A 23,197-nucleotide genomic window follows, 5' to 3' on the forward strand; every position below is an offset into this window, starting at 1 on the left:
TATTCCCGAGCAGTCCCGGAGACGACGAAGACCCCCCGGCCTCCCGGGGGTCTTCATCGCGCGCGTCGCGTGTGGTCAGTCCTCGCGGACGGAACGAGCGGCCCTCGTCGCAAGAAGAAGCGAGACGAATGTGACGACGGCGGGCACGGCGAGCGCGAGCGCGGTGCCCCAGTGGGGATACGGCCCCTGCACCGCGCCGACCGCCACCGCGAAGATGAGGACCTGCGCGACGACGCCGCCGGAGCGCCCCCACGACTGCGCCGCCCAGACGGCGCCCGCGAAGGCGGCGATCGCCGCGACGCCCGCGAGACTCATGACGATGAGGGCGATCGACGTGGCGAGCTCAGCGACGTCACCTCGGACCAGCGATGCGATCTGCCACACCGTGAGACCGAGCAGAGCCAGCGCCTCGAGCGCGAGCAGGCCCGCGGCGATGCGCACTGCCGGCGCCCGATCAGCGACGGAAGACGTCATGTGCACCTCTCAACGGCGCCGCCGCGAAGCCGAACGCGGGCACCTTGGTTCCTGGGGATTCACGAAAACCCTTGATCCATGGCATCACCTGTATGACAATTGTTAACGGTGTGTTTCCCACAGCGTGGTGGGGCGAAGGGTCTTTCGGCCCACTCACATCCAGCGTAATCGACCCGAAGATCTTCGCTGAATCTCCCCTGACAGACCCCACCTCGCAAGGAGCACCACCGCATGGATTGGCGTGACAAGGCCGCCTGCCTGACAGTCGACCCCGAGATGTTCTTCCCCGTCGGAAACACCGGGCCGGCCGTCGACCAGATCGAGAAGGCCAAGTCGGTGTGCGCGCGATGCACCGTCACCGAGGTATGCCTGCAGTACGCCCTCGAGACCGGCCAGGACTCCGGCGTCTGGGGCGGGCTGAGCGAAGATGAGCGCCGCGCGCTGAAGCGGCGCGCGGCTCGCGCACGTCGCGCGAGCTGACCGACGTCACGAGAAGAGGCCCCGTCGATCGACGGGGCCTCTTCTCGTGTGTCGTGTCAGGCGCGCATCCAGCGCATCGGGATGAGGATGACCACCTCGGTGCCGCCGTCGAAGTCGGTGCCCGTGCCCGTGATCCCCTGCCACTCGATCGTCCCGCTCAGCTCGCCCTGGATGAGCGTGCGCACGATCTGCGTGCCGAGGCCCCGGCCGACCTGGCCCTCCGGAAGGCCGGCGCCCGTGTCGCGCACGCGCACGCTGAGCTGCTGCTCCGTGCGCTCGGCGATGATCTCGACCTGCCCCTCGCGCCCCGCAAGCCCGTGTTCCACGGCATTCGTGACCACTTCGGTCAGCGCGAGCGCGAGCGGCGTCGCGTACTCGCTGGGAAGCGTGCCGAACTCGCCCGTCGTCCGCGTGTGCGCGACGGTGTTCTGGGCGGCCGCGACCTCGGCGACGAGGCGCAGGACGCGGGCGAACACCTCGTCGAAGTCGACCCTCTGCGCGAGCCCCTCGGAGAGGGTGTCGTGCACCACGGCGATCGCCGCGACGCGCTGCATCGCCTGCAGCAGCGACTCGCGCGCCTCGTCGCTCGAGGTGCGGCGCGACTGGATGCGCAGGAGCGACGCGACCGTCTGGAGGTTGTTCTTGACGCGGTGGTGGATCTCGCGGATCGTCGCGTCCTTCGTGATGAGCTCCTGCTCCTGATTGCGCAGCTCGCTCACGTCGCGACAGAGCACGATCGCGCCGATGCGCTCGCCGTGATCACGCAGTGGGATGATGCGCAGGGCGACCGTGACGCCCCGTGCTTGGATGTCGCTGCGCCAGGGCGTGCGCCCCGTCAGCAGAACCGGCAGGGAGGCCTCGTCGGCCGAGGCATCGCGCTCGGGCGGCATGATGGCGCGCGCGACGTCGGAGAGCGTCTCGCCCTCCAGCTCGTCGACGAAGCCGATGCGGTTGAACGCGCTCAGGCCGTTGGGGCTCGCGAAGGTGACGACGCCGTCGACGTCGAGCCGGATCATGCCGTCGGCCGCACGCGGCGCGCCGCGGCGCGGCCCCATCGGCGCCGTCATGTCGGGAAAGTCGCCGGTCGCGATCATCCCGAACATGGCGTCGGCGCACTCGTCGAACGTGAGCTGCTGGCGGGAGGGCGCGCGCACCTCGCTGAGGTTCGTGTGACGCGTCAGGACGCCGATCACCGACGTGCCCTCGCTGTCGCGCTTCACGATCGGCACGGCCTTGACGCGGGTGGGAGTCTCTTCGAACCATTCGGGACTCGATGAGTCGACGATCAGCCCGGTCGCGAACGCCTCGCGCACCTGGCTCTGCCACTGCGGGCGCACCTTCTCGCCGACGATGTCGCGGTAGAAGAGAGTCGCGGGACCGCTCGGACGGATGTGCCCGACCGCTTGGAAGGAGTCGTCTGCCGTCTGCCCCCAGATGACGATGTCTGCGGAGGCGAGATCGGCGAGGAGCTGGCCATCGCCGTGCACGCGATGCAGCCACTCGATGTCCGTCTCGCTCAGGCGGTCTTGAGAGGTGAGGAGATCACTGAGGGTCGACACCCTTCACAGCGTAGCCGCGAGGCGCTCGACCGCGCGTGCCAGGGGTGCGCGACGGCGCGGCAGGATCGGCCGCGCGGCGAGCAGCGCCTGGTCTGCCGCGCGCGCGTCCTCGGGCAGATACGCGACGCGGTCGAGGTCGGTGTACTGCTCGAGCGCGCGGCGCACCTGCCCGGTGCCGTCGACCCCGAACGGCGCGGAGCGCATGCGGTTGACGGCGGCCGAGATCGGCACGCCAGGGGCGATCTCGCCGAGCCGTGCGAGCCCGCGCACGTAGCGCGAGATGCCGACCGGGTCGGCGGAGGCGAGGGCGACGATCCGATCGGCTGACCCCAGCGCGGCGAGCGCCGCCTGGTTGCGTCGGGGCGCGTCGATGTCGCTCACGATCTCCTCATCGGTCTCGAGCGCCGCGCCGACGTCCACGACGACGTGGTCGACCCACGTGCGCGCGGCGTCGAGCGCAGAGCGCACGCGGCGCCCCTCGAGCTCCGGCCATCTCGCGGGCCGATTGATGCCGGTCAGGACCTCGATCGGGTTCTCGCCGAGGTCGACGGGCGCGCTGAGCCGCGTGAGCTCGTGCCCGTCGAGCACGCCGTAATCGGTCGCGCGACATGCCGCAGGGAACCCGGGAGCCTCATCGGGGATGTCGAGACGCTGCGCGATGGACGGCGCGTGCGTGTCCGCGTCGACGAGGGCGACCCTCTCTCCTGCCCGAGCGCGGGCGGCGGCCAATGCCATCGCGATCGTCGTGCGGCCGGGCGCGCCGTGCGGTCCCCAGACGACCGTGATGGCGCCGCTCTCGCGCACGCGGTCGACGACGGACGTCTCGCTCAGGTGGCCGGACACCACGGCCTCGGCCACCTCCGCGCCCGTCGCCTCGAGCGGCAGCGCCTCGGGCAGGCCGAACGACGACGCGGCCCGGCGCTCCGCAGAGCGCGCGGCGAGCGCAACGATCCGCGCGCCGCTCCGGTCGCACATCGCGACGACGTCGGGCACGAGGACGGCACGTGACGCGTGCAGGACGACCGTGTCCGCCTCGCGCAGCGCCTCCCACACGCGCGACGATGCATCGACGACCGCGTCGACGAGTTCGACGGGACGCAGAAGAGCCGCGACGTCGACGCCCTCGTCGGAGAGCTCGGAGGCGAGACGGGACCCGTGCGGCTCGTCGGCCGCGACGATCGTGCTCATTCCGCGCTCTCGCCGTCGGATGCCTCGTCGACCTCGTCGTCGGAGCCACCGGACTCCGCAGATGCGTCCTCTGCGGTCGTGCTCACGGGAGTGACGACGGGCACGGCGGACAGGGCCGATCCGCCGGACACGTGCTCGAGGACGTGCGCGACGTCGTCGCGGGCGACGACGAGCTCGAGGCGGGCTCCCGCCTGGCTCACGACGCCGTCGTCGGCGAGCACGTCGGCGACGACGGCGCTCTCGACCACGACGGCCGGCTCGCCGTGCGTGCCGGGCTCGACGAGGGGCGCCGCCCAGAGCTCGACCGTGGCCCCGGCTTCGACGCTCGCGGGAACCTCGAGCGCGCTCTGCACGACGACGGTCGTGACGCCGGCGTCGTCGTGGCTGCCGACCGCGGCGGTCGGCAGCAGCTCGCCCGCCGCCACGGTGCGCGTGACGACCAGCCCGTCGTCGAGATCGCTCGGCGCGAGATAGGCACCCGCGGCATCGCCGAGCTGCGCGTCGACCTCCTCGACATCAGAGGCCGTGACGGTCTGCCCCGGCACGATGGTGCCGGCCGCCGCGAGCACAGGCGCGGTCTGCCGCGCCGCGTTCACGACGCCCCACACGCCCGCGATGGAGCCGATGACGAGCACGATGCCGACGACGAATCGGGCGTCGAACCGGGGCGTGCGCGTGTGCCCGCCGAGTCGAGAGGATGATGCCATGCAGGCGATCGTGACAGATTTCATGATCGGACCTCGAAAGTTATCCACAGGCGCCCGCGCGGTGTGTCGCAAGGGCGACCCGCGTCGCCATAATGGGGGCATGTCGACCGATCAGGAGCCGGTGTTCCTCGCCCCCGCGCAGGTGGCGGAGCTTCTGAGCATCACGCCCGACGAGGTCGTCGCCCTCATCCACGAGGGCGCCCTCCGCGGCACCCGACTCGGAGCTCCGGCCACGTGGCGCGTCGAGAAGGACAGCGTGCGCGACTACATCGACGACCAGGACGAGCAGAGCCGTCGCCACGCGCTGTGGCACGAGTCCAACGTCGCGAGCATGCCCGAGCTCTGGGGTTCGCACTCACGCCCCTGAGCCGGGCCATCCACGCGGTCAGATGACGCCGAGGTCGGTGCGGCGCGCGAGGCGCACCCACGCGATCGCCGGAAAGCCCACGGTCTGCACGGCGCGCACGTCCCCGGCACGCGGCGCCGCGTCCTGGTCGCGCAGGGCGATGTCCAGGTGATCGGCACCGGCACGCTGCGGCGTGCCGGCGAGAGCAGCCGCTCGTCGTCGCACGAGCGTCACGTGCACGCGCCGACGCGCCAGCGAACGCAGGACGAAGCCGAAGGTGATCCTCGCGGTGAGCGGATCCTCGGTCACCGCCTTCACACTGCGGGAGAGGCCGGAGCGATCGAGCGCGAAGCCGTCGATGCTCGCCAGCGGGAGCACGACGAGCGCGCCTCCCTCACCCTGTGAGCCGGCCATCCAGTCGCGCCCGACGGATTCGACGACGATGTGGAGCGGCTCCGCACCGCCCACCTCGATCGCCGCATCCGCCCCGGGCCCGGCGGCCACGAGACGATCCCGGATCCCCAGCCGGGCGATGCGCACGCGCTCGGATTCGGAGGCGATCTCGTCGCGCTCGGTATCGAGCTCTGCCGCGAACTGGTGCTCGAGGTCCTCGAAGAATCGGTCCCATCGTCCGTCGGGCATGCGCACCAGCGTACAGCGATCACTCAGTCGGCACTCAGCGTCTCCACAGGCCTATTTACCCCTGTGTCCCCCACGTCGACAGGTGCTGTTGTGGGGTGAACTGATATCCGACTTCGATCGCCGCCGCGCGTTCCCCCGACGCACCGAGAGTTCCATGCCCTCAGCTATGCCCCGCCACCGCACCGACGAGATCCGTGAGATGTTCGCGCGCCAGCGCACGAGCACGTCGGAGCTGCCCGACCCGGAGCCCCTCATCGCCACCCTCGCGGGTGGGGCTCTCGAGGCCATCGCCGGCGTCCGCGATGTCGATCAGCTCGCGCGATGGCTTGCGGAAGAGCCGTACAGGTCGCTGGTGCTCCGCGCGAACCTCGCGGCCCGCGCTCGCAGCGCGAAGTCGCGCACCGCGCGCCAGCCGACGTACGCCGTAAGCTCGATCCATCGTTCCTCGCCCGCAGACGGGGTCATCGAGGCGACGGCCGTCGTCGCGACGCCCGTCCGCACCCGAGCCGTCGCGATGCGGCTCGAAGGCGTCGACCGTCGCTGGCGCGCGACCTCGCTCGCGATTCTCTGACGCCCCGGGCTACTGCCGGTACGACGCGAGGAAGTTTCCGAGGCGCTCGACGGCCTCCGAGAGCACCCGCGGCTCGGGCAGCGTCACGACGCGCAGGTGGTCGGGCGTCGGCCAGTTGAAGCCCGTGCCCTCGACCATGAGGATGTGCTCCGACACGAGCAGGTCGTAGATGAGCCGTTTGTCGTCGTGGATCTCATGCACCTCGGGATCCAGACGCGGGAACGCGTAGAGAGCGCCCTGCGGCTTCACGCAGCTGACCCCGGGGATGGCGTTGAGTCCTTCCCACGCGATGTCTCGCTGCTCGTGCAGACGCCCCTCGGGCTCGATGAGATGGTCGATCGACTGCACCCCGGTGAGCGCGGCGAGCACGGCGTGCTGCGCCGGCACGTTCGCGCAGAGGCGCGTGGAGGCGAGGAGCTGGATCCCCTCCAGGAAGCCGCGCGCGTGCTCCCGCGGCCCCGTGATGACGAGCCATCCCGAGCGGTACCCCGCGACGCGGTACGTCTTGGACAGGCCGTTGAAGGTGAGGCACAGCAGATCGGGGGCGACGGAGGCCATCGAGATGTGCTCGGCCTCGTCGAACACGATGCGGTCGTAGATCTCGTCGGAGAGGATGAGCAGCGAGTTCTCGCGCGCGATCTGGGCGATCTGCTCGAGCACCTCCCTGGTGTACACGGCTCCGGTCGGATTGTTCGGGTTGATGACGACGATGGCCTTCGTCTGCGGCGTGATCTTCGCCCGGATGTCGTCGAGATCGGGCTGCCACCCGTTCTGCTCGTCGGCGAGATAGTGCACGGGCGTGCCGCCAGACAGGCTCGTCATCGCCGTCCACAGCGGGTAGTCGGGTGCGGGGATCAGCACCTCGTCGCCCTCGTCGAGAAGGGCCTGCGTCGTCATCGTGATCAGCTCGGAGACGCCGTTGCCGAGGTAGACGTCATCGACGTCGAACGCCGGGAAGCCCGGGACGTTCTCGTACCGGCTGACGATCGCGCGGCGCGCCTCGACGATGCCGCGGCTGTCGCTGTAGCCGTGCGCCGTCGGCACCGCACGCAGCATGTCGCGGACGATCTGGTGAGGCGCCTCGAACCCGAAGATCGCCGGATTTCCCGTGTTGAGCTTGAGGATCGTGTGCCCCGCGGCCTCGAGCCGCTGCGCCTCGGTCAGTGCGGCCCCGCGGATCTCGTAGAGCACGTTGCGGAGCTTGGACGACTGGTCGAGGGGGCGCGGAGCGGTCATCCCCACAGGATATGCCCGCGCGACAGGGGTGCGCACATGCGAGAGGGGCCATCGTTCACACGATGACCCCTCTCGCCGAAGCGCCGCGTCAGCGCTTCTTCTTGGCCTGCTTGCGACGCTCTTCGCGGTTCTGCGGCTCCGCCTGGCCGTCGGCCGCCTGGCCGAAGGCGCTCGCCTGAGCCTTCGCCGCCTCGGCGCGCTGCACCTGGCCGCGATCGTTGCGCACCTCGACGCCGCCGTCCTCGTTGGGCGCGGAGAACGCGAGCTGCTGCTGGTTCGAGGGGCCCTGCGTGAGTCCCTTCGCGTCGACCTGCTCGGTCCCGTCGGCCGTCTCGCGCACCTGCACCTCGAGGTTGAAGAGGTAGCCGACCGTCTCCTCCTTGATCTGCGTCATCATCGTCTGGAACATCGAGTGCCCCTCGCGCTGATACTCGATCAGGGGATCGCGCTGCGCCATCGCGCGCAGGCCGATGCCGTCCTTGAGGTAGTCCATCTCGTACAGGTGGTCGCGCCAGCGGCGATCGACGACCTGCAGCACGACGCGGCGTTCGAGCTCACGCATCGCCTTCTGCCCGAGCGTCTCCTCGCGCTTGTCGTAGGCGATGCGCGCGTCGCTGAGGATCTCGCGCGTCAGGCCGGCCTGGTCGATGCCGCCCTTGCGTCCGGCCGCCTCGGCGGCGACCTCCTCGATCGTCACGCCTACGGGGTAGAGCGACTTCAGCTCGGTCCAGAGCGCGTCGAAGTCCCAGCTCTCGTTGTGACCGGTCGCTGTGTGCTCCTTGATCACCTGCGTGATCGTGTCCTCCATGAAGTGCTCCACGCGCTCCTGGATGTCATCGCCCTCGAGGATCACGCGGCGATCGGCGTAGACGGCGAGGCGCTGGCGGTTCAGGACGTCGTCGTACTTGAGGACGTTCTTGCGCGACTCGGCGTTGCGCGACTCGATCTGCGACTGCGCGTTCTTGATGAGCCCCGTGATGGTGCGACCCGTGATGACCTGCGTGTCATCGAAGTCGGTGCGCGCGAGCATCGCGTCGGCGAGCGGCGACCGGAAGCGGCGCATGAGCTCGTCCTCGAGCGAGAGGTAGAACCGACTCTCGCCGGGGTCGCCCTGACGGCCCGAGCGTCCGCGCAGCTGGTTGTCGATGCGGCGCGACTCGTGGCGCTCGGTTCCGAGAACGTAGAGGCCGCCGACCGCACGGACCTTGTCGCCCTCCTCCTCGACGCCCTTCTTGACTGCGTCGAACACCTCGTCCCACGCCGCCTCGTACTCCTCCGGCGACTCATCGGGGTCCAGCCCCTTGGCCTTCATCTCCTGGACTGCGAGGAACTCGGCGTTGCCGCCGAGCATGATGTCGGTGCCGCGGCCGGCCATGTTCGTCGCCACCGTGACGGCGCCGAGTCGTCCCGCCAGCGCGATGACGTCGGCCTCGCGAGCATGGTTCTTCGCGTTCAGGACCTCGTGTCGGATCCCCTGCTTGCTCAGCTGCTTCGACAGCAGCTCGCTCTTCTCGACGCTGACCGTGCCGATCAGGACGGGCTGGCCCTGCTCGTGGCGCTCGGCGACATCCGCGACGACCTGGTCGAATTTGCCCTTCTCGGTCCGGTAGATGAGATCCTGCTCGTCCTTGCGGACCATCGGCCGGTTCGTCGGGATCGGGATCACGCCGAGCTGGTACGTCGACATGAATTCGGCGGCCTCGGTCTCGGCCGTTCCGGTCATGCCCGCGAGCTTGTCGTAGAGACGGAAGTAGTTCTGCAGCGTGACGTTCGCGAGGGTCTGGTTCTCGGCCTTGACCGGAACGCCCTCCTTGGCCTCGATCGCCTGGTGCATGCCCTCGTTGTAGCGACGGCCCGCGAGGATGCGCCCCGTGTGCTCGTCGACGATCTGCACCTCGTCGTCGATGACGACGTAGTCCTGGTCGCGGTTGAACAGAGCGACGGCCTTGATCGAGTTGTTGAGGAAGGAGATGAGGGGCGTGTTGGCCGACTCGTAGAGGTTGTCGACGCCGAGGTAGTCTTCGACCTTCTCGATGCCGGGCTCGAGCACGCCCACGGTGCGCTTCTTGAGGTCGACCTCGTAGTCGACCTCCTCCTCGAGCGTGCGGGCGATCTTCGCGAACTCGGTGAACCAGCGGTTCGCCTCGCCCGCCGAGGGTCCCGAGATGATGAGCGGCGTGCGGGCCTCGTCGATGAGGATCGAGTCGACCTCGTCGACGATGGCGAAGAAGTGCTCGCGCTGGACGAGGTCCTCCTTGCGCCACGCCATGTTGTCGCGCAGGTAGTCGAAGCCGAACTCGTTGTTCGTGCCGTAGGTGACGTCGCAGCCGTACTGCTCGCGGCGCTGAGCCGGAGTCTGGCCCGACACGATGACGCCCGTCGTCATGCCCAGCGCGCGGAACACACGCCCCATGAGCTCGGACTGGTACGTCGCCAGATAGTCGTTGACCGTGATGACGTGGACGCCCTTGCCGGCGATCGCGTTGAGGTAGGCCGGGAGCGTCGCGACGAGGGTCTTGCCCTCACCGGTCTTCATCTCGGCGATGTTGCCGAGGTGCAGCGCCGCGCCGCCCATGACCTGGACGTCGTACGGGCGCATGCCGAGGGTGCGCCCCGCGGCCTCCCGAATCGCGGCGAACGCCTCCGGCAGCAGCTGGTCGAGCGTCTCGCCCTTCTCGTATCGCGAGCGCAGCTCGGCGGTCTCGCCGCGCAGATCGTCATCGGTCAGCTGCGCGTAGTCCTCCTCGAGCGCGTTGACCGCGTCGACGACGCGCTGGAGGCGACGCTTCACGCGCCCTTCGCCGGCGCGGAGCAGCTTCTCGAACGGATTTGCCACGTGTCACTCCCAGATCGGATCCAGCGGGTGCATGATCCACCCGCCGACGCCCGCGCCGAGGATCGGCGGGCATACCCGCCCATGCTATCCGCCGGACCCTATGACTGTGCTCATCAGGGCTGATCCGCCTCGGAGACGTCTTCGTCCGCGGGTGGGAGCGACCAGACGGAAATGGTCTGGGAGGCGTCGTCGTAGGTGAGGCGGAAGACCGTACCGTCGGGGAGGCCATCGATGGCGATGCCCGACCACACATCCTCATCCGAGTGATGGACGAAAGTATCGGCGACCACCCCGAATCGCCGCGACCCACACATCCCCGACCCTCGCGTGGACCAGCCGTTCGTTCCTTCATCGCGCACCTGGATGATCTGAAGGCAGACCTCATCCGACGGCCTGTCCTCCCCCCAGAAGACGCCCATATCGGGAATGATGACGTGCACGTCATCGCTGAGCCGACCGTAGTAGACCGGCCTCTCTGCCGCATCGCCGAGTATCTCTCCGGTCTCGGGATCCACATGGAGGATCGCCTCCGCCGCTTCACCGAGGTCCTCGATGTCTGACTCCGACATCTCCATCGGCTCGAGCACGGTCACGAGCTCCGCCTCATCCGGGATCCCGGCCGGAGCCGGCGCCTGCGCCCACCCCGCGACGAACCCGCCGCCCCATCCGACGGCGCCCGCGACGAGCATGATCGCGACGGCCGCGATCCCGGACCCCACGGCGAGCGCCGGCGAGAGCCACCGCGGACGGCGCGGCGCGGGAGGATCCGCGGGCTCCCCCGCACCCGGATCCGCGCCGACCTCCGGTGGGCCCGCGCGAGAGGGATCCACCCCCTCGGCATCCGCGTCCTCCTCGCGCGAGTCCGGCGCGACGACCGGATCCGCCCACCCCTCGAGCTCCCGCAGCCGCGCCAGCGCGACCGGATCCTCGTGGATGTCGGCGGCCGGGCCGTAGGCCCGGCGGCGCAGCTGGTCGAGCTCGTCGTCCCCGGTCATGCCCCGACGCTATTGCCTCGTGCGGCGGCGAGCGGATCCCGACATGCACTTGTGACTCACCCCATTTCTCCATATACATATACTGGGAAAACACATACTCGGTATACACACGGAACAGGTGCACATGTCGGTGAAGCGGAGTCTGCTGGCGATCCTCGACCAGGGCGCCTGCTACGGGTACCAGCTGCGTGCGGAGTTCGATCGCCGCACGGGCGGCACGTGGCCGCTCAACGTCGGGCAGATCTACAACACTCTCGAGCGCCTCGAGCGCGACGGCCTCGTCGAGCGCGGCGAGGCAGACGACGAGGGACACGTCTACTGGCGCATCACCGACGACGGGCGCGCGGCGGTCGCCGAGTGGCTCGCCTCCCCTGTCCCCGCGTCGAAGGGCACGCGCGATGAGCTCGCGATCAAGCTCGCGCTGGCGGCGACGCTGCCCGGCATCGACCTGGCGGGCGTCATCCACACGCAGCGTCGCGCCTCGCTCGAGCACCTGCGCGAGCTGAACCGGGCGAAATACGCGGGCCGCAGCCCCGACGGCGCCGAGGAGCTCGCCTGGTCGCTCGTCGTCGACTCGATGATCTTCCAGGCGGAGGCCGAGGTCCGGTGGCTGGACCACACGGAGCAGCGCCTCGCCATGCGGCCCGCCGTTCCCCTCCCCCTCACGAACGAGCCGGCCAAGCGCGGGCGCCCCGCCAAGGAGAAGACCGCATGACCGATCAGCCGCCCCGCCGCCGCGATCTGCGTGATGTCGAGACGCGCATCGACGACCGGGCCCGCGCCGCGTCGGCGCCGTCATCCGGCGTCCCCCGCGACGACGCCGTCCTCCGTCTCGTCGGCGTCTCGCGGGTCTACGGATCCGGCGAGACGTCCATCACGGCGCTGGCCGGCGTCGACCTCGAGGTGCGCGGCGGCGAGCTCGTCGCCATCATGGGCGCATCGGGCTCCGGCAAGTCGACGCTCCTCTCGATCGCCGGCGGGCTCCAGGAGCCGACCGCCGGCGAGGTGATCGTCGAGAACCGCGCCCTGTCGTCTCTCGATGCCCGCGAGGTGGCACGGCTGCGACGCCGATCGCTCGGGTTCGTCTTCCAGGACTTCAACCTCATCCCCACGCTCACCGCGATCGAGAACGTCGCCCTCCCGCTCGAGCTCGACGGCGAGCGCCGCCGACCGGCCCGGCGCCTCGCGGAGGCGGCGCTCGACTCCGTCGGCCTCGACGAGAAGCACGACGCCTATCCGGACGACCTGTCGGGGGGCCAGCAGCAGCGCATCGCGATCGCGCGCGCCGTCGTCGGAGGGCGACGCCTGATCCTGGCCGATGAGCCGACCGGTGCGCTCGACTCCGTCACGGGAGAGGCGGTCATGCGGATGCTGCGGGCCCGCGTCGACGACGGCGCCGCCGCGATCCTCGTCACGCACGAGGCGCGCCACGCGGCCTGGGCCGACCGCATCGTCTTCCTGCGCGACGGCCGCGTGATCGACGAGTCTCAGCGGGAGAGCGCCGACGTCCTCCTGCGGACGAGCCGATGACCGGAACGGTAAGCGGCCCGCGCGTCACACGCGACACCTGGGAGGGCGAGTCCCGGCCCGCCGCCGACGACCTGCCGCGCGGGTCCTTCGTCGCCCGCTGGTCGCTCGCCTGGCGCATGGCATGGCGGCAGGTGAGGCGGTCCTGGCCGTCGAGCCTGCTCATCGCCGCCCTCGTGTTCCTCCCGATGGCGGGCGTCTCGGCCGCCGCGGTCTACTCCGCCAGCCTCGAGCCCACGCCCGGGGAGCAGGCGACGGTCGAGCTCGGCCACGCGGACGCGTGGGCGACGACGCTCGGCGGGTCCGACCCGACGCAGCGGCAGTACCTGGATGAGCCGCACTGGGTGGAGGTCGACACCGACCCCGAGACGGGCGACCCCGTGAACGAGCCGGGTCCGCTGCCCGACGATCCCCGCGCGCTGCTTCCCGCCGACGACGTCCTCGCGCTGACGACGACGACCTCGATCGTCGAGACGGCCGACGGGCTGACGTCGATGACCACGACGATCGGGCGCGCGTGGGATCCGCGCCTCGAGGGCCGATACGAGCTCCTCGAGGGGCGAGCGCCGGCAGACCGGTCGGAGATCATGGCCACGCGCAGCGCGCTCGCCCGCATCGGCGCCGAGGTCGGCGACTCCATGACGATGACGGATCCCGCCGACACCGTCCGCGTGGTCGGGGTGCTGGAGTCGCGACTGGAGCCGGAGGAGTCCGAGCACCTCTTCGTGTCCCGCGACGCCGCGGCGGCCGATGCTGACGTGACCACTCAGGGGCAGACGCTCTGGTTCGCCTTCGACTGGTCGCCGACGCCCGACGAGGTCTTCGCGCTCAACGCGGACGGCATCGTCGTCTACGCCCGCGACCTCGTGCACGCTCCGGGCGAGCACGCGTCTCCCGAGTTCGACGCGACGAGCGGAAGCGCCTGGGCGATGTTCTCGGTCGCGATGGCCGGACTCGTCTTCTGCGTCTACATCGTGCTGCTGCTCGCCGGCGCCGCCTTCTCGGTCAGCGCCCGCCGCCAGCAGCGCGCGCTCGCGATCACCGCCAGCGTCGGCGCGGCGCGCGGCGACGTCTTCCGCATCGTCCTCCTCCAGGGCACGCTGCTCGGATTCGCGGGAGGCGCACTCGGGGTCGCGGCCGGCATCGGATTCGGCGCCGCTGCGCTCGATATCTTCAGCGACGGATCCGTGTACACCGGCTGGGGTCTCCACGTCCCATGGCTGATCCTCGTGGCGCTCGTCGTCTTCGCCGGCGCGGTCGGCACGCTCGCCGCCCTCATGCCCGCGCGTGCCGCGACCCGCGGCGATGTGCTCGCGGCGCTGCGCGGTGCGCGGAAGCCCGTCTCCGTCGACGCGAAGCGCCCCGTGTGGGGCCTCGCCCTGATGATCGCCGGACTCGCGATCGTCGTCGCCGGCGTCATCGGCCTCATCGCCATGTACAACGCCCCCGGCGACCCCGGTGCCTGGGGCCGCCAGCTGGCGTACGCGGCGGGCGCGATCGCCATGATGGTCGGCCCGCTCCTGCTGCAGATCGGCGTGATCCTCGCCGGGCACTGGCTCATCGCGCGCCTCTCGCGGATCCTCTCCCGGATCGGACTGGGCGCGCGGATCGCCAGCAGGGACGCCGTCGCGAACCCGAGTCGGATCGTGCCGTCGTTCGGCGCCATCGCGGCGTGCGCGTTCCTCGCGGCGGCGGCGCTCGGCGGGACCACGCTGCTCGTGATGTCCCTGGCATCCTCCACGACCTACGCCGCGGCGCCGGGCGACGCGTATGCGTACATCACGACGACCGAGGAGGACGCCGCAGCCGTCATCGCCGATGCCGAGCAGCTCTTCGACGACGCCGGCGCGGAGAGCACAGGAGTCGTCGAGACGCGGCACTACGGGGAGACGGCCGAGGAGAGCGGTCGCGATCTCCAGGCCGAGGCGGCGTGCGATGACGACTGCGTCCCTGCCGTGCCCTCGTGGGTGACAGCGGCCGTGGTCTCCGCGGATAACGTGGAGGCCGTGCTCGGGCAGGACGTCGACGACGCGATCCTGCGGGACTACGCCGCGGGCGGCGCGATCACCACGGCGTCGGAGTTCCTGCAGGACGACGATTCGATCGTCCTGCGCGAGTGGCTCGACGCCGACCTGTACGCGGAGGACGGCGTCGCCGAATCGGTCGCACGACACGAGGTCGCGGGTGCGTACGTCGACATCGGTCGCCCGGCGGAGATGTCCGTCTACCTGTCTCCGTCCGCCGCCGCGGACATCGGATTCGCGACGACCCCGTCACGCGTCGTCGCCCACTTCGAGCCGGGCATCGCACCCGCCCAGAGCGACCAGCTCACGGCAGGCGCCGACACGCTCAACGCCCAGAGCCAGGCGGCCGGCAGCGAGGCGTACGTGTCGCCGGCCGTCCAGCAGGGTCCGCCGCAGGCCGGCCCGTGGCTCGCCTTGATCCTCGGGGCCGTGACCGTGCTCGTCGTCGGCGCCAGCGCCGTCGCACTCGGCCTCTCGCGCGTCGAGCGGCGCGCCGACGACGCCACGCTGACGGCCGTGGGCGCCTCCCCGCAGATCCGTCGCAGCGTGAGCTTCTGGCAGGCGCTGGTCGTCACGGGCTTCGGCTGCGTCACGGGAGCCGTCGCGGGCGTGATCCCGGCGCTCGGCGCCATCATGATCCTCGACCGGACAGCCGGAAGCGCGACGATGTACGGCGAGCTCCCCTGGGTGCTCTACGGCGTGCTCGCCGTCGCCCTGCCTCTCGCAATCGCCGCCGTGAGCTGGATCATCCCGCCGCGCGCGCCGGATCTCACCCGACGCACCGCGATCGCATAGGCGCTCCACCCGACCCGTGGAACCCGCGTCTTTTGGGGAGACGCGGGCTCCACGCACCCCGACCCGCATAGGATCGAGACATGGTGTTCTGGGGCAAGAGGAAGCGCGACGAGCAGTCCGAGCGGGACGCTGCCGACGAGAATCTCGCGGTGCACGCGCAGAAGTCGCTCGTCGCGACCGACGAGAGGATCCGCACGACGCGGGACGAGCTCGAATTCGCCTCCGCCGAGCTCGGCGACGCCGCGACGAAGGACCTGCGCGACGGCCTCGAGGCCGTCGCGGCCCACATGCGAGAAGCGTTCGAGCTGCACCAGCTGAACCACGATCATCTCCCCGACACGCCCGAGGAGCTCCGCACTCGCAACGCCCGCATCGTGCAGCTCTGCGAGTGGGCGGAGGACGTCCTCGATGAGCGCACCGAGGTGCTGCGCGAGCGCATCGAGAAGATCCGCGATGCTCCGCAGACCCTCGAGCGCGTGCGACAGGAGGCCGAGCAGCTCGCCGAGCGTCTGCCCGCCGCCGAGGAGGCGATCGAGCGCCTCACCCAGCGCTACTCCACCGAGGCGATCCATCGTGTGGGTGCGAACCCCGCCGAAGCGCGCCAGCTGATCGAGTTCGCCCGCCACTCGTCCGATGTCGCGCAGCGACGCCGAGACGCCGCCCGCCGAGACGATGCGATGGTCGCGGTCGAGACCGCGACCGAGGCGGTGCGCCGCGCGCGCGCCATCCTCGACGCCGTGGACGACTTCGAGATCGAGGCGATGCGCGCGCAGACGACCCTCTCCGAAGTCGTCGCCGACTCCCGGGGCGATATCCGCGAGGCGCGCTCCGAGAACCAGACCGCGCGGGTGACGCAGGCGATCGCCGAGCTCGAGACGGCGATCTCGGGGCTCAGCGCTCCCGGCACCCCCAACGACCCGTTCACCGAGCTCGCCTACGTGAGCGAGAAGAACGCCGCCCTGGACGCCGCGCGCGAGCGCGCCGCGCGCAACGTGCCGTCGATCGAGCACGTCCGGCATGACGTCGACGCCGCCGACCGCGCGATCACGCACGCGCGCAGCCTCATCGAGGGACACCGCGGGCTCGTCGGCGCTGACGCTCGCACCCGACTCGCGGAGGCCGAGCGCGTGCGCATCGACGCCGGCACGCTCGTCGCCGACGAGGACACGCGGGAACACGCGCAGCAGCTCTCGCGACGAGCCGGTCAGCTCGCGAACGAGGCCATGCAGCTCGCGCAGCGCGACATCGACTCCTCACGGCGCGACGACTGGGGCGGCGACATGTTCGGCGGCGGACGGGGTCGCGGCTACGGGGGCATGGGCGGCGGGATGGGCGGCGGCAACATGATCGGCGGCCTCATCGGCGGCGCGCTCCTCGGCGGCCTCATCGGCGACATCTTCGACTGAGACGCCCGCGTCACCCGAAGTCATCCCCGGCGCCACGTCACGACGACACTCGTAGAATCGTGCGTGTGAATGAATCATCCCCGCGGGCCGCATGGCACGCCTGGCACACCGGGCGCATGGAGAAGCTCGTCTCCCCCCAGGGCAACCTCGCGCTGATCGAGACGCGATGGCTGCCGCACGGCGAGACTCCCGATGTCTCCGCGGCGCGCGCAGACCTCCCCGACACGGTGCAGATCACGACGCTCACCCGCGAGAACATCGACACGGGCGCTCCGGAGCACGGTCTGCGGTTCTGGGACTCGGCATCCGACGCGATCCGCCGCTTCGAGACCGTCGACGTCTTCCCCTTCGCGCCGGAATGGGTCATCGATGCACGCTTCGAGCCGGCTCCCGACGGACACACCGTCGCGTTCGAGCACCTCCGCGACAACGGCGGATCTCGCGAGAAGGCGGTTCCCGGCACCATCCACGCGACGATCGACGGTCGCGAATACCAGCTGAGCGCGTTCGACGACGACGGCACCCTCCTGCTCGTGTTCGGCGACCCGACGAACGGATCCGAGACCTACGGCGCGGGTCGGTTCCTGTTCGTCGACCAGCCGGAAGCCGGGCGCGTCACGCTCGACTTCAACCGCGCCTTCGTTCCTCCCTGCGGTTTCAGCGACCAGTACAACTGCCCCATGCCGCCGTTCCAGAACCGCCTGCACCTCGCCGTGACCGCAGGCGAGAAGACGCCGCGCATCCGCGACTGAGCCCCTCCCTCCTGCAGAAAGACCTCCCATGCGCATCGCCTCGCCCGCCCTCACGGCCGCCGCCGCCCTGTCGGCCGTCCTCGTCCTCGCGTCCTGCTCGCCGTCCGGCACGCAGGATCCGCCCGCTGGAGGAGACGCCCCCGCGGCCGCTCCGGCCGACCCCGACGCGACGGTCAACATCGGGTCGATGTACGAGCCGCAGAATCTCGACAACACGTCGGGCGGCGGTCAGGGCGTGACCGAAGCGCTCACGGGCAACGTCTACGAGGGCCTCTTCCGGCTCGCCGACTCGGGCGAGGTCGAGCCCCTCCTCGCCGCCTCGCACGAGATGTCGGAGGACGGTCTCACCTACACCTTCACCCTGCAGGAGGGCGTGACGTTCCACGGCGGGGATCCGCTGACGGCCGAGGACGTCGTCTTCTCGATCGAGAAGGTCATCGCCGACGACTCGCAGTCGGCGCGCAAGAGCCAGCTCGAGGTCATCGACACCGTCACCGCGACCTCCGACAGCACGGTCGAGGTCACGCTCAGCGAGCCGTCGATCTCGTTCCTCTACAACCTCACGTACGTGTGGATCGTGAACGCGTCGTTCGAAGGCGATCGCAAGGCGGCCGCCGACGGCACCGGTCCGTACACGCTGGGCCAGTGGAGCCGCGGATCCGCGCTGAGCCTCGCGCGAAGCGACGACTACTGGGGCGAGCAGGCGGCGAACGCCGGGGTGGTCTTCCACTACTTCAGCGACGCGACGGCCCTCAACAACGCGCTCCTCACGAACGCCGTCGACATCGTCACGAGCCAGCAGTCGCCCGACGGCCTCGCGCAGTTCGAGGCGACCGACCAGTACACGATCAGCGACGGCGACTCGACGACGAAGCTCCTCCTCGCCTTCAACGACGCCGAGGAGCCCTTCGACGACCCGAAGGTGCGCCAGGCCGTCTCCTACGCCATCGACGACGAGAAGCTCCTCGAATCGGTGTGGGGCGAGTACGGCACGCTCATCGGATCGATGGTCCCCCCGACGGACCCCTGGTACGAGGATCTCACCAGCGAGGATCCGTACGACCCCGAGCGCTCGCGCGAGCTGCTCGAGGAGGCGGGGCTGGAGGGCGGCTTCACCTTCACGCTCGACACCCCGAACTACAGCCCCCACCCCACGGCGGCGACGTTCATCCAGTCGCAGCTCGACGACGTGGGCATCACCGTGGAGATCAACACGATCACGGCCGACGAGTGGTACACGAAGGTGTATCAGAACCGCGACTTCGACGCGACGATGCAGGAGCACGTCAACGACCGCGACCTCGTCTGGTACGGCGACCCCGACTTCTACTGGGGCTACGACGACCCGGACGTGCAGGAGTGGACGAAGCAGTCCGAGCTCGTCACGAGCGAGGCCGAGCAGACCGAGCTGCTGAAGCTCGCCGCCCGCCGCACCGCGGAGGACGCCGCGAGCGAGTGGCTGTACCTCTACCCGCAGATCGTGGTGGCGACGAACGCCGTCTCCGGCTACCCGATCAACGGCCTCAACTCGCAGTTCTTCGCGTACGGCATCGAGAAGGCCGAGTGATGCGGGCGTGACGCGCTACCTGCTGCGGCGCGCGGCGTTCCTCGTCGTCTCGCTCGTCCTCGCGAGCGTCGTCCTGTTCCTCCTCCTGCGGGTGCTCCCGGGCGACCCGGCCAACGCGCTCACGAACGTCGGGGCGACGGAGGAGCAGATCGAGGCGGCCCGCCAGCAGGTCGGTTCCGACCTGCCCCTCCACGAGCAGTTCCTCACGTGGATCGCCGGCGTCTGGACGGGCGACCTCGGGAACTCGTTCGTGAGCGGGCTCCCCGTCGCCGACGAGGTCGTGCAGCGGCTCGCCGTCACTCTCCCGCTCACCCTCATCGCGTTCGTCGTCGCGATCGCGATCGCCGTCCCCTGCGGCTACGTGGCCGCGGTCCGCGCGCGCGCATGGTACGGATCCGCCCTCAACGCCGTCGCGCAGCTCGGCATCGCGGTTCCCGTGTTCTGGCTCGGCATGGTCCTGATCGTCGTCTTCGCCCTCCACCTGCGCATCCTGCCGGCGGGCGGCTTCCCTCTCACCGGCTGGCAGGATCCGCTGACGGCCGCGATCGACCTCGTCCTGCCGGTCGCCACGATCGCGATCGTCATGAGCGCATCGCTCATCCGCTACGTGCGCTCGGCGGTCCTCGACGTCTCCGGAAGCGACTACGTGCGCACGGCACGGGCGATGGGTGCCTCCTTCGGCGAGGCGATGCGCCGCCACGGCATGCGCAACGCGGCCGTCCCCGTCGTCGCAGTCCTCGGCATCGAGCTCGCATCCACGCTGCTCGGCGCCGTCGTCGTCGAGCAGGTGTTCGCGCTTCCCGGGCTCGGCTCCCTGCTCGTGACGGGCATCGCGCAGCACGACTACCCCGTGATCCAGGGAGTGCTCTTCGTGTCGACGCTCGCCGTCCTGATCATCGGGTTCGCCGCGGACATCGCGCAGCGGATCATCGACCCGCGACTTCGCGGCCGTCTCTCGGAGGCCACGGCATGAGCCGCCGCGTCGTCACACTCGCGGTCGGCACGATCCTCACCGCGTCGATCGCCGCGATCGCGCTCGTCTCGCTCGTGTGGCTCCCCCATCCGATCGACGACACGTCCGGCGGCCGTCTTGTGCCGCCCGGAACCGACGGCTACCTCTTCGGCACCGACACGCTCGGCCGCGACCTCACCACGCAGTTCATGATCGGCGCGCGCGTCGCGATGCTCACGGGCATCGGCGCCGTCGCGATCGCCGCCGCGATCGGCATCGTCGTCGGCATCGTCGCGGCCTTCGCGCAGGGGTGGCTCGACGACACCCTCGCGGCGCTGCTCGACATCCTCATCGCCTTCCCCACACTGCTGCTCGCGATGCTCATCGTCGCAGCGCAGCCGGCGACGCTGTGGACGGCGATCCTCGCGATCGGACTCGCGCAGAGCGCCATCATCGCGCGCCTCACGCGGATCCTCGTCCGGCGCATCCTCGCGAGCGACTACGTCACGGCCGCGCGCACCTCGGGCACGGGCCCTCTGGGCATCGTGGTGGGCCACGTGCTGCCGAACATCTGGACGACGCTCGCGGTGAGCCTCGCGCTGCAGTTCGGACTCGCCGTGCTCGCCGAAGCGAGCCTCTCGTATCTCGGTCTCGGCGCGCCGCCGCCCAACGCCTCCTGGGGCCGCCTGCTGCAGGAGGCCCAGCAGACCGTGCTCGTGGCGCCGATGGGCGCGATCGTTCCGGGCGTTCTGCTCATCGTCCTCGTCATCGGAGTGAATCTCATCGCCGACGGCCTGCGCGATGCGCTCGACCCCACGCTCCCCGGCGCCCGTCGCAAGGAGGTCGCCCGATGACCGCGCCGCTCCTGGTCGTCGACGGCCTGACCGTCCGCGCGGGCGAGACTCCCCTGGTCGACGACCTGTCATTCACCCTCGACGCCGGCGAGCGCGTCGGCCTCATCGGCGAATCCGGATCCGGCAAATCGCTCACCACCCTCGCGATCCTCGGTCTCCTCCCCGACGGTCTCACCGCGTCCGGGTCGGTCTCGCTCGACGGCGTGGAGGTCGTGGGCGCTCGCGAACGCGACCTCGTCCGAGTGCGGGGGCGCGGGGCCGCTCCCGTCTTCCAGGAGCCCCGCACGGCTCTGGATCCGCTCATGCGCGTCGGACGACAGATCGCGCAGCCGCTGCGCCGCCATCGCGGACTCTCCGGTCGCGAGCTCTCGGACGCCGTGCGGCAGCTCGTTGCGCAGGTCGCGCTCGACGACGTCGACCGCATCGTGCGCGCATTCCCCCACGAGCTGTCCGGCGGCCAGCGCCAGCGCGTCGCCCTCGCGATCGCCCTCGCGGCGGATCCGCTGCTCCTCATCGCCGATGAGCCGACGACGGCGCTCGACGTCTCGGTGCAGGCCGAGATGCTCGACCTCATCGATCGCGTCGCCCGCGAACGCGACATGGCCGTGCTGTTCGTCAGTCATGACCTCGCCGTCGTCTCGCAGATCGCGACCGACGGCATCGTGATGCGCACGGGTCGCGCCGTCGAACGCGGTCCGCTCGACAGGCTCCTCCGGGATCCGCAGCACGACTACACGATCCGCCTGCTCGAGAGCGCGCGGCGCTTCGAGGAGGCCCTCGAGAGGAGGATGCGCGGATGACCGCTCCCCTGCTGTCACTCGACGATGTCTCGCTGCACTATCGCGGATCGGCGAGGCCGGCCGTCGACGGCGTCTCTCTCGACGTCTCCGCGGGCCGCAGCCTCGCGATCGTCGGAGAATCCGGCGCGGGCAAATCGACGCTCCTGCGGATGCTGCTGGGGCTCGCGAAGCCCACCTCGGGCACCGTGCGGGTGGCGGGCGAACCGCTCGTCAGCCGTCGACGCGGCCGCCTGCGGGAGTTCCGACGCGATGTGCAGTGCGTGTTCCAGGATCCGTATGCCTCGCTCGATCCGCGGCGGCGCGTCGACGCGATCGTGTCGGAGCCGCTGCGTTCCCTCCGCATCGCACGTGGCACCCGGGCCTCGGCGCGCGCGGCCGAGGCGCTGGTGCGTGTGGGGCTGCCGGCCGATGCCGCGCGTCGGTTCCCGCACGAGTTCTCCGGCGGGCAGCGCCAGCGGATCGCGATCGCCCGCGCGATCGTGTGCGAACCGCGCGTGCTCCTCGCCGATGAACCCGTCAGCGCACTCGACGTCACGACCCGCGTCCAGATCGTGGATCTGCTGGCGGAGCTGGCGGCGGAGAACGACATGACGCTCGTGATGGTCTCGCACGACCTGGGGGTCGTCGCCGAGCTCTGCGATGAGACGATCGTCCTCGAGCGCGGCCAGGTCGTGGAACGGGGCGCGACGAGCGATGTGCTCGGCGCGCCCCGTCATCCCTACACCAGGCGGCTCATGCAGGCGGTTCCCCGGCTGCCCTCCGCGTGATCAGCTCGCGAGTTCGCGGACCGGCGGGGCCTGCGCCTCGAGCGAGATGACACCGTAGTCCCAGCCGCGACGGCGGTAGACGACGCTGGGGTGATCGGTGCGGACATCCACGAACAGGAAGAAGTCGTGGCCGACGAGCTCCATGCGGTCGACGGCCTCCTCGACGGTCATCCATTCGGGGTCGAACGTCTTCGTGCGAATCACGACGGGCGAGTAGTCCTGCTCGGAGTCTCCCTCCGCGATCGGCACCACGCCCGTCGCCACCGCGTGGAGCGTATCGGCGTCGACCGGCGTGATGTCGATGCCCTCCAGCGAGCCGGTTCCCTTCTCGAGGTGGGCGCCGTGCGGGCGCTGACGCCCGGTGACCTTTTTGTCCTTCGCACGACGCAGCTGGGTGGTGAGCTTGTCGAGAGCTCCCTCCAGAGCCGCGAACTTGTCTTCTGCACGCGCCTCGGCGCGAGCGACCTTGCCCTTCCCGGTGACCGTGAGCTCGACCTTCGCCTCTTCGACGCGGCCCCGGTGATGCGCCGACTGCGTGACCTTCACGTCGAGGCTGTCGGCACGGGGAGCGAGAGTCTCGACACGCGAGAGCTTCTCGTCGACGACGGTTCGGAACCGATCGGTGATGCTGACGCCCACACCGACGATGCTTGTGTCCATCTTGTGCCTCCCATTCCGGTTCGCCCGGAGTGAGCGAACCATCGGTCGCTATGTGATTC

At 70.3% G+C, this 23,197-nt stretch carries 22 protein-coding genes; 13 read left to right on the forward strand and 9 right to left on the reverse strand.

Annotation, left to right across the window (positions count from 1 at the left end):
- Positions 1–75: 75 nt before the first annotated feature.
- Positions 76–474, reverse strand: coding sequence for a histidine kinase (locus tag KOL93_RS10845; protein WP_221585369.1), 399 nt, complete (start codon positions 472–474; stop codon positions 76–78).
- A gap of 231 nt (positions 475–705) precedes the next feature.
- On the opposite strand from KOL93_RS10845, the gene KOL93_RS10850 reads away from it, so the two are divergent.
- A complete protein-coding gene (locus KOL93_RS10850; protein WP_221585370.1) occupies positions 706–954 on the forward strand; it encodes a WhiB family transcriptional regulator in 249 nt (82 codons plus the stop codon).
- A 56-nt stretch (positions 955–1,010) separates the two neighbouring features.
- On the opposite strand, the gene KOL93_RS10855 is transcribed toward KOL93_RS10850, so the two are convergent.
- Genes KOL93_RS10855 through KOL93_RS10865 form a run of 3 tightly spaced genes read right to left on the reverse strand, consistent with a single transcriptional unit; the run spans position 1,011 to position 4,408 of the window.
- A complete protein-coding gene (locus tag KOL93_RS10855; RefSeq protein ID WP_221585371.1) occupies positions 1,011–2,513 on the reverse strand; it encodes a sensor histidine kinase in 1,503 nt (500 codons plus the stop codon).
- 3 nt (positions 2,514–2,516) lie between these two features.
- Positions 2,517–3,701 carry an AAA family ATPase gene (locus tag KOL93_RS10860; RefSeq protein ID WP_221585372.1) on the reverse strand — a complete coding sequence of 395 codons (1,185 nt, stop codon included), beginning with the start codon at positions 3,699–3,701 and terminating at the stop codon, positions 2,517–2,519.
- Positions 3,698–4,408 (reverse strand): SAF domain-containing protein, encoded by a 711-nt coding sequence (locus KOL93_RS10865; RefSeq protein ID WP_221585373.1) that lies wholly within the window; start codon positions 4,406–4,408, stop codon positions 3,698–3,700. The genes KOL93_RS10860 and KOL93_RS10865 overlap by 4 nt, the downstream gene beginning before the upstream one ends.
- A 100-nt stretch (positions 4,409–4,508) precedes the next feature.
- Between KOL93_RS10865 and KOL93_RS10870 the strand changes: the two genes are divergently transcribed.
- A complete protein-coding gene (locus KOL93_RS10870; protein WP_221585374.1) occupies positions 4,509–4,775 on the forward strand; it encodes a helix-turn-helix domain-containing protein in 267 nt (88 codons plus the stop codon).
- 18 nt (positions 4,776–4,793) lie between these two features.
- Here KOL93_RS10870 and KOL93_RS10875 read toward each other — a convergent pair whose 3' ends face one another.
- Positions 4,794–5,396: a hypothetical protein gene (locus tag KOL93_RS10875; RefSeq protein WP_221585375.1), complete on the reverse strand. Its 603-nt coding sequence runs from the start codon at positions 5,394–5,396 to the stop codon at positions 4,794–4,796.
- Between the two features lie 154 nt (positions 5,397–5,550).
- On the opposite strand from KOL93_RS10875, the gene KOL93_RS10880 reads away from it, so the two are divergent.
- Positions 5,551–5,967 carry an Rv3235 family protein gene (locus KOL93_RS10880; RefSeq protein ID WP_221585376.1) on the forward strand — a complete coding sequence of 139 codons (417 nt, stop codon included), beginning with the start codon at positions 5,551–5,553 and terminating at the stop codon, positions 5,965–5,967.
- A gap of 9 nt (positions 5,968–5,976) precedes the next feature.
- On the opposite strand, the gene KOL93_RS10885 is transcribed toward KOL93_RS10880, so the two are convergent.
- The 3 genes from KOL93_RS10885 to KOL93_RS10895 form a co-directional block, all read right to left on the reverse strand.
- A complete protein-coding gene (locus KOL93_RS10885) occupies positions 5,977–7,203 on the reverse strand; it encodes a pyridoxal phosphate-dependent aminotransferase (protein WP_221585377.1) in 1,227 nt (408 codons plus the stop codon).
- A gap of 88 nt (positions 7,204–7,291) precedes the next feature.
- A complete protein-coding gene (gene secA / locus KOL93_RS10890) occupies positions 7,292–10,039 on the reverse strand; it encodes a preprotein translocase subunit SecA (RefSeq protein ID WP_221585378.1) in 2,748 nt (915 codons plus the stop codon).
- Between the two features lie 113 nt (positions 10,040–10,152).
- Complete coding sequence (locus KOL93_RS10895) at positions 10,153–11,034, reverse strand: hypothetical protein (RefSeq protein WP_221585379.1); 882 nt, start codon at positions 11,032–11,034, stop codon at positions 10,153–10,155.
- A gap of 124 nt (positions 11,035–11,158) precedes the next feature.
- On the opposite strand from KOL93_RS10895, the gene KOL93_RS10900 reads away from it, so the two are divergent.
- The 10 genes from KOL93_RS10900 (at position 11,159) to KOL93_RS10945 (ending at position 22,478) form a co-directional block, all read left to right on the forward strand.
- The gene (locus tag KOL93_RS10900; RefSeq protein WP_221585380.1) at positions 11,159–11,749 is read left to right on the forward strand and encodes a PadR family transcriptional regulator; all 591 of its coding nucleotides are present in this window, start codon (positions 11,159–11,161) and stop codon (positions 11,747–11,749) included.
- Positions 11,746–12,564 (forward strand): ABC transporter ATP-binding protein, encoded by an 819-nt coding sequence (locus KOL93_RS10905; RefSeq protein WP_221585381.1) that lies wholly within the window; start codon positions 11,746–11,748, stop codon positions 12,562–12,564. Before KOL93_RS10900 ends, KOL93_RS10905 begins: the two co-directional genes overlap by 4 nt.
- On the forward strand, positions 12,561–15,380 hold the full coding sequence (locus KOL93_RS10910; protein WP_221585382.1) for an FtsX-like permease family protein: 2,820 nt from the start codon (positions 12,561–12,563) through the stop codon (positions 15,378–15,380). The genes KOL93_RS10905 and KOL93_RS10910 overlap by 4 nt, the downstream gene beginning before the upstream one ends.
- Positions 15,381–15,460: 80 nt before the next feature.
- Positions 15,461–16,786: a coiled-coil domain-containing protein gene (locus tag KOL93_RS10915; protein ID WP_221585383.1), complete on the forward strand. Its 1,326-nt coding sequence runs from the start codon at positions 15,461–15,463 to the stop codon at positions 16,784–16,786.
- A gap of 65 nt (positions 16,787–16,851) precedes the next feature.
- Complete coding sequence (locus tag KOL93_RS10920) at positions 16,852–17,538, forward strand: DUF1684 domain-containing protein (protein ID WP_308291620.1); 687 nt, start codon at positions 16,852–16,854, stop codon at positions 17,536–17,538.
- Positions 17,539–17,566: 28 nt separating this feature from the next.
- Positions 17,567–19,105, forward strand: coding sequence for an ABC transporter substrate-binding protein (locus KOL93_RS10925; RefSeq protein ID WP_221585384.1), 1,539 nt, complete (start codon positions 17,567–17,569; stop codon positions 19,103–19,105).
- A gap of 7 nt (positions 19,106–19,112) precedes the next feature.
- Positions 19,113–20,078, forward strand: coding sequence for an ABC transporter permease (locus tag KOL93_RS10930; protein WP_221585385.1), 966 nt, complete (start codon positions 19,113–19,115; stop codon positions 20,076–20,078).
- On the forward strand, positions 20,075–20,911 hold the full coding sequence (locus KOL93_RS10935) for an ABC transporter permease (protein ID WP_221585386.1): 837 nt from the start codon (positions 20,075–20,077) through the stop codon (positions 20,909–20,911). Before KOL93_RS10930 ends, KOL93_RS10935 begins: the two co-directional genes overlap by 4 nt.
- Positions 20,908–21,711, forward strand: a complete 804-nt coding sequence (locus KOL93_RS10940) for an ATP-binding cassette domain-containing protein (RefSeq protein WP_221585387.1) — start codon at positions 20,908–20,910, stop codon at positions 21,709–21,711. The genes KOL93_RS10935 and KOL93_RS10940 overlap by 4 nt, the downstream gene beginning before the upstream one ends.
- Complete coding sequence (locus KOL93_RS10945; RefSeq protein WP_221585388.1) at positions 21,708–22,478, forward strand: ABC transporter ATP-binding protein; 771 nt, start codon at positions 21,708–21,710, stop codon at positions 22,476–22,478. The genes KOL93_RS10940 and KOL93_RS10945 overlap by 4 nt, the downstream gene beginning before the upstream one ends.
- On the opposite strand, the gene hpf is transcribed toward KOL93_RS10945, so the two are convergent.
- Positions 22,479–23,138 carry a ribosome hibernation-promoting factor, HPF/YfiA family gene (gene hpf / locus KOL93_RS10950; RefSeq protein ID WP_221585389.1) on the reverse strand — a complete coding sequence of 220 codons (660 nt, stop codon included), beginning with the start codon at positions 23,136–23,138 and terminating at the stop codon, positions 22,479–22,481. It abuts the gene before it with no gap.
- Positions 23,139–23,197: the final 59 nt, after the last annotated feature.

The sequence above is a fragment of the Microbacterium salitolerans genome, assembly GCF_019720895.1.
In the GTDB taxonomy this organism is placed as follows: domain Bacteria; phylum Actinomycetota; class Actinomycetes; order Actinomycetales; family Microbacteriaceae; genus Microbacterium.

Excerpts from the sequence above, each read along its gene's own strand:
- KOL93_RS10935 (WP_221585386.1), top strand. The coding sequence starts at position 20,075 with ATGAGCCGCCGCGTCGTCACACTCGCGGTCGGCACGATCCTCACCGCG.
- KOL93_RS10850 (WP_221585370.1), top strand. The coding sequence starts at position 706 with ATGGATTGGCGTGACAAGGCCGCCTGCCTGACAGTCGACCCCGAGATG.
- KOL93_RS10885 (WP_221585377.1), bottom strand. The coding sequence starts at position 7,203 with ATGACCGCTCCGCGCCCCCTCGACCAGTCGTCCAAGCTCCGCAACGTG.
- KOL93_RS10860 (WP_221585372.1), bottom strand. The coding sequence starts at position 3,701 with ATGAGCACGATCGTCGCGGCCGACGAGCCGCACGGGTCCCGTCTCGCC.
- hpf (WP_221585389.1), bottom strand. The coding sequence starts at position 23,138 with ATGGACACAAGCATCGTCGGTGTGGGCGTCAGCATCACCGATCGGTTC.
- KOL93_RS10845 (WP_221585369.1), bottom strand. The coding sequence starts at position 474 with ATGACGTCTTCCGTCGCTGATCGGGCGCCGGCAGTGCGCATCGCCGCG.
- KOL93_RS10895 (WP_221585379.1), bottom strand. The coding sequence starts at position 11,034 with ATGACCGGGGACGACGAGCTCGACCAGCTGCGCCGCCGGGCCTACGGC.
- KOL93_RS10910 (WP_221585382.1), top strand. The coding sequence starts at position 12,561 with ATGACCGGAACGGTAAGCGGCCCGCGCGTCACACGCGACACCTGGGAG.
- KOL93_RS10915 (WP_221585383.1), top strand. The coding sequence starts at position 15,461 with ATGGTGTTCTGGGGCAAGAGGAAGCGCGACGAGCAGTCCGAGCGGGAC.
- KOL93_RS10940 (WP_221585387.1), top strand. The coding sequence starts at position 20,908 with ATGACCGCGCCGCTCCTGGTCGTCGACGGCCTGACCGTCCGCGCGGGC.
- KOL93_RS10865 (WP_221585373.1), bottom strand. The coding sequence starts at position 4,408 with ATGGCATCATCCTCTCGACTCGGCGGGCACACGCGCACGCCCCGGTTC.
- KOL93_RS10945 (WP_221585388.1), top strand. The coding sequence starts at position 21,708 with ATGACCGCTCCCCTGCTGTCACTCGACGATGTCTCGCTGCACTATCGC.
- KOL93_RS10870 (WP_221585374.1), top strand. The coding sequence starts at position 4,509 with ATGTCGACCGATCAGGAGCCGGTGTTCCTCGCCCCCGCGCAGGTGGCG.
- KOL93_RS10925 (WP_221585384.1), top strand. The coding sequence starts at position 17,567 with ATGCGCATCGCCTCGCCCGCCCTCACGGCCGCCGCCGCCCTGTCGGCC.
- KOL93_RS10880 (WP_221585376.1), top strand. The coding sequence starts at position 5,551 with ATGCCCTCAGCTATGCCCCGCCACCGCACCGACGAGATCCGTGAGATG.
- KOL93_RS10875 (WP_221585375.1), bottom strand. The coding sequence starts at position 5,396 with ATGCCCGACGGACGATGGGACCGATTCTTCGAGGACCTCGAGCACCAG.
- KOL93_RS10905 (WP_221585381.1), top strand. The coding sequence starts at position 11,746 with ATGACCGATCAGCCGCCCCGCCGCCGCGATCTGCGTGATGTCGAGACG.
- KOL93_RS10900 (WP_221585380.1), top strand. The coding sequence starts at position 11,159 with ATGTCGGTGAAGCGGAGTCTGCTGGCGATCCTCGACCAGGGCGCCTGC.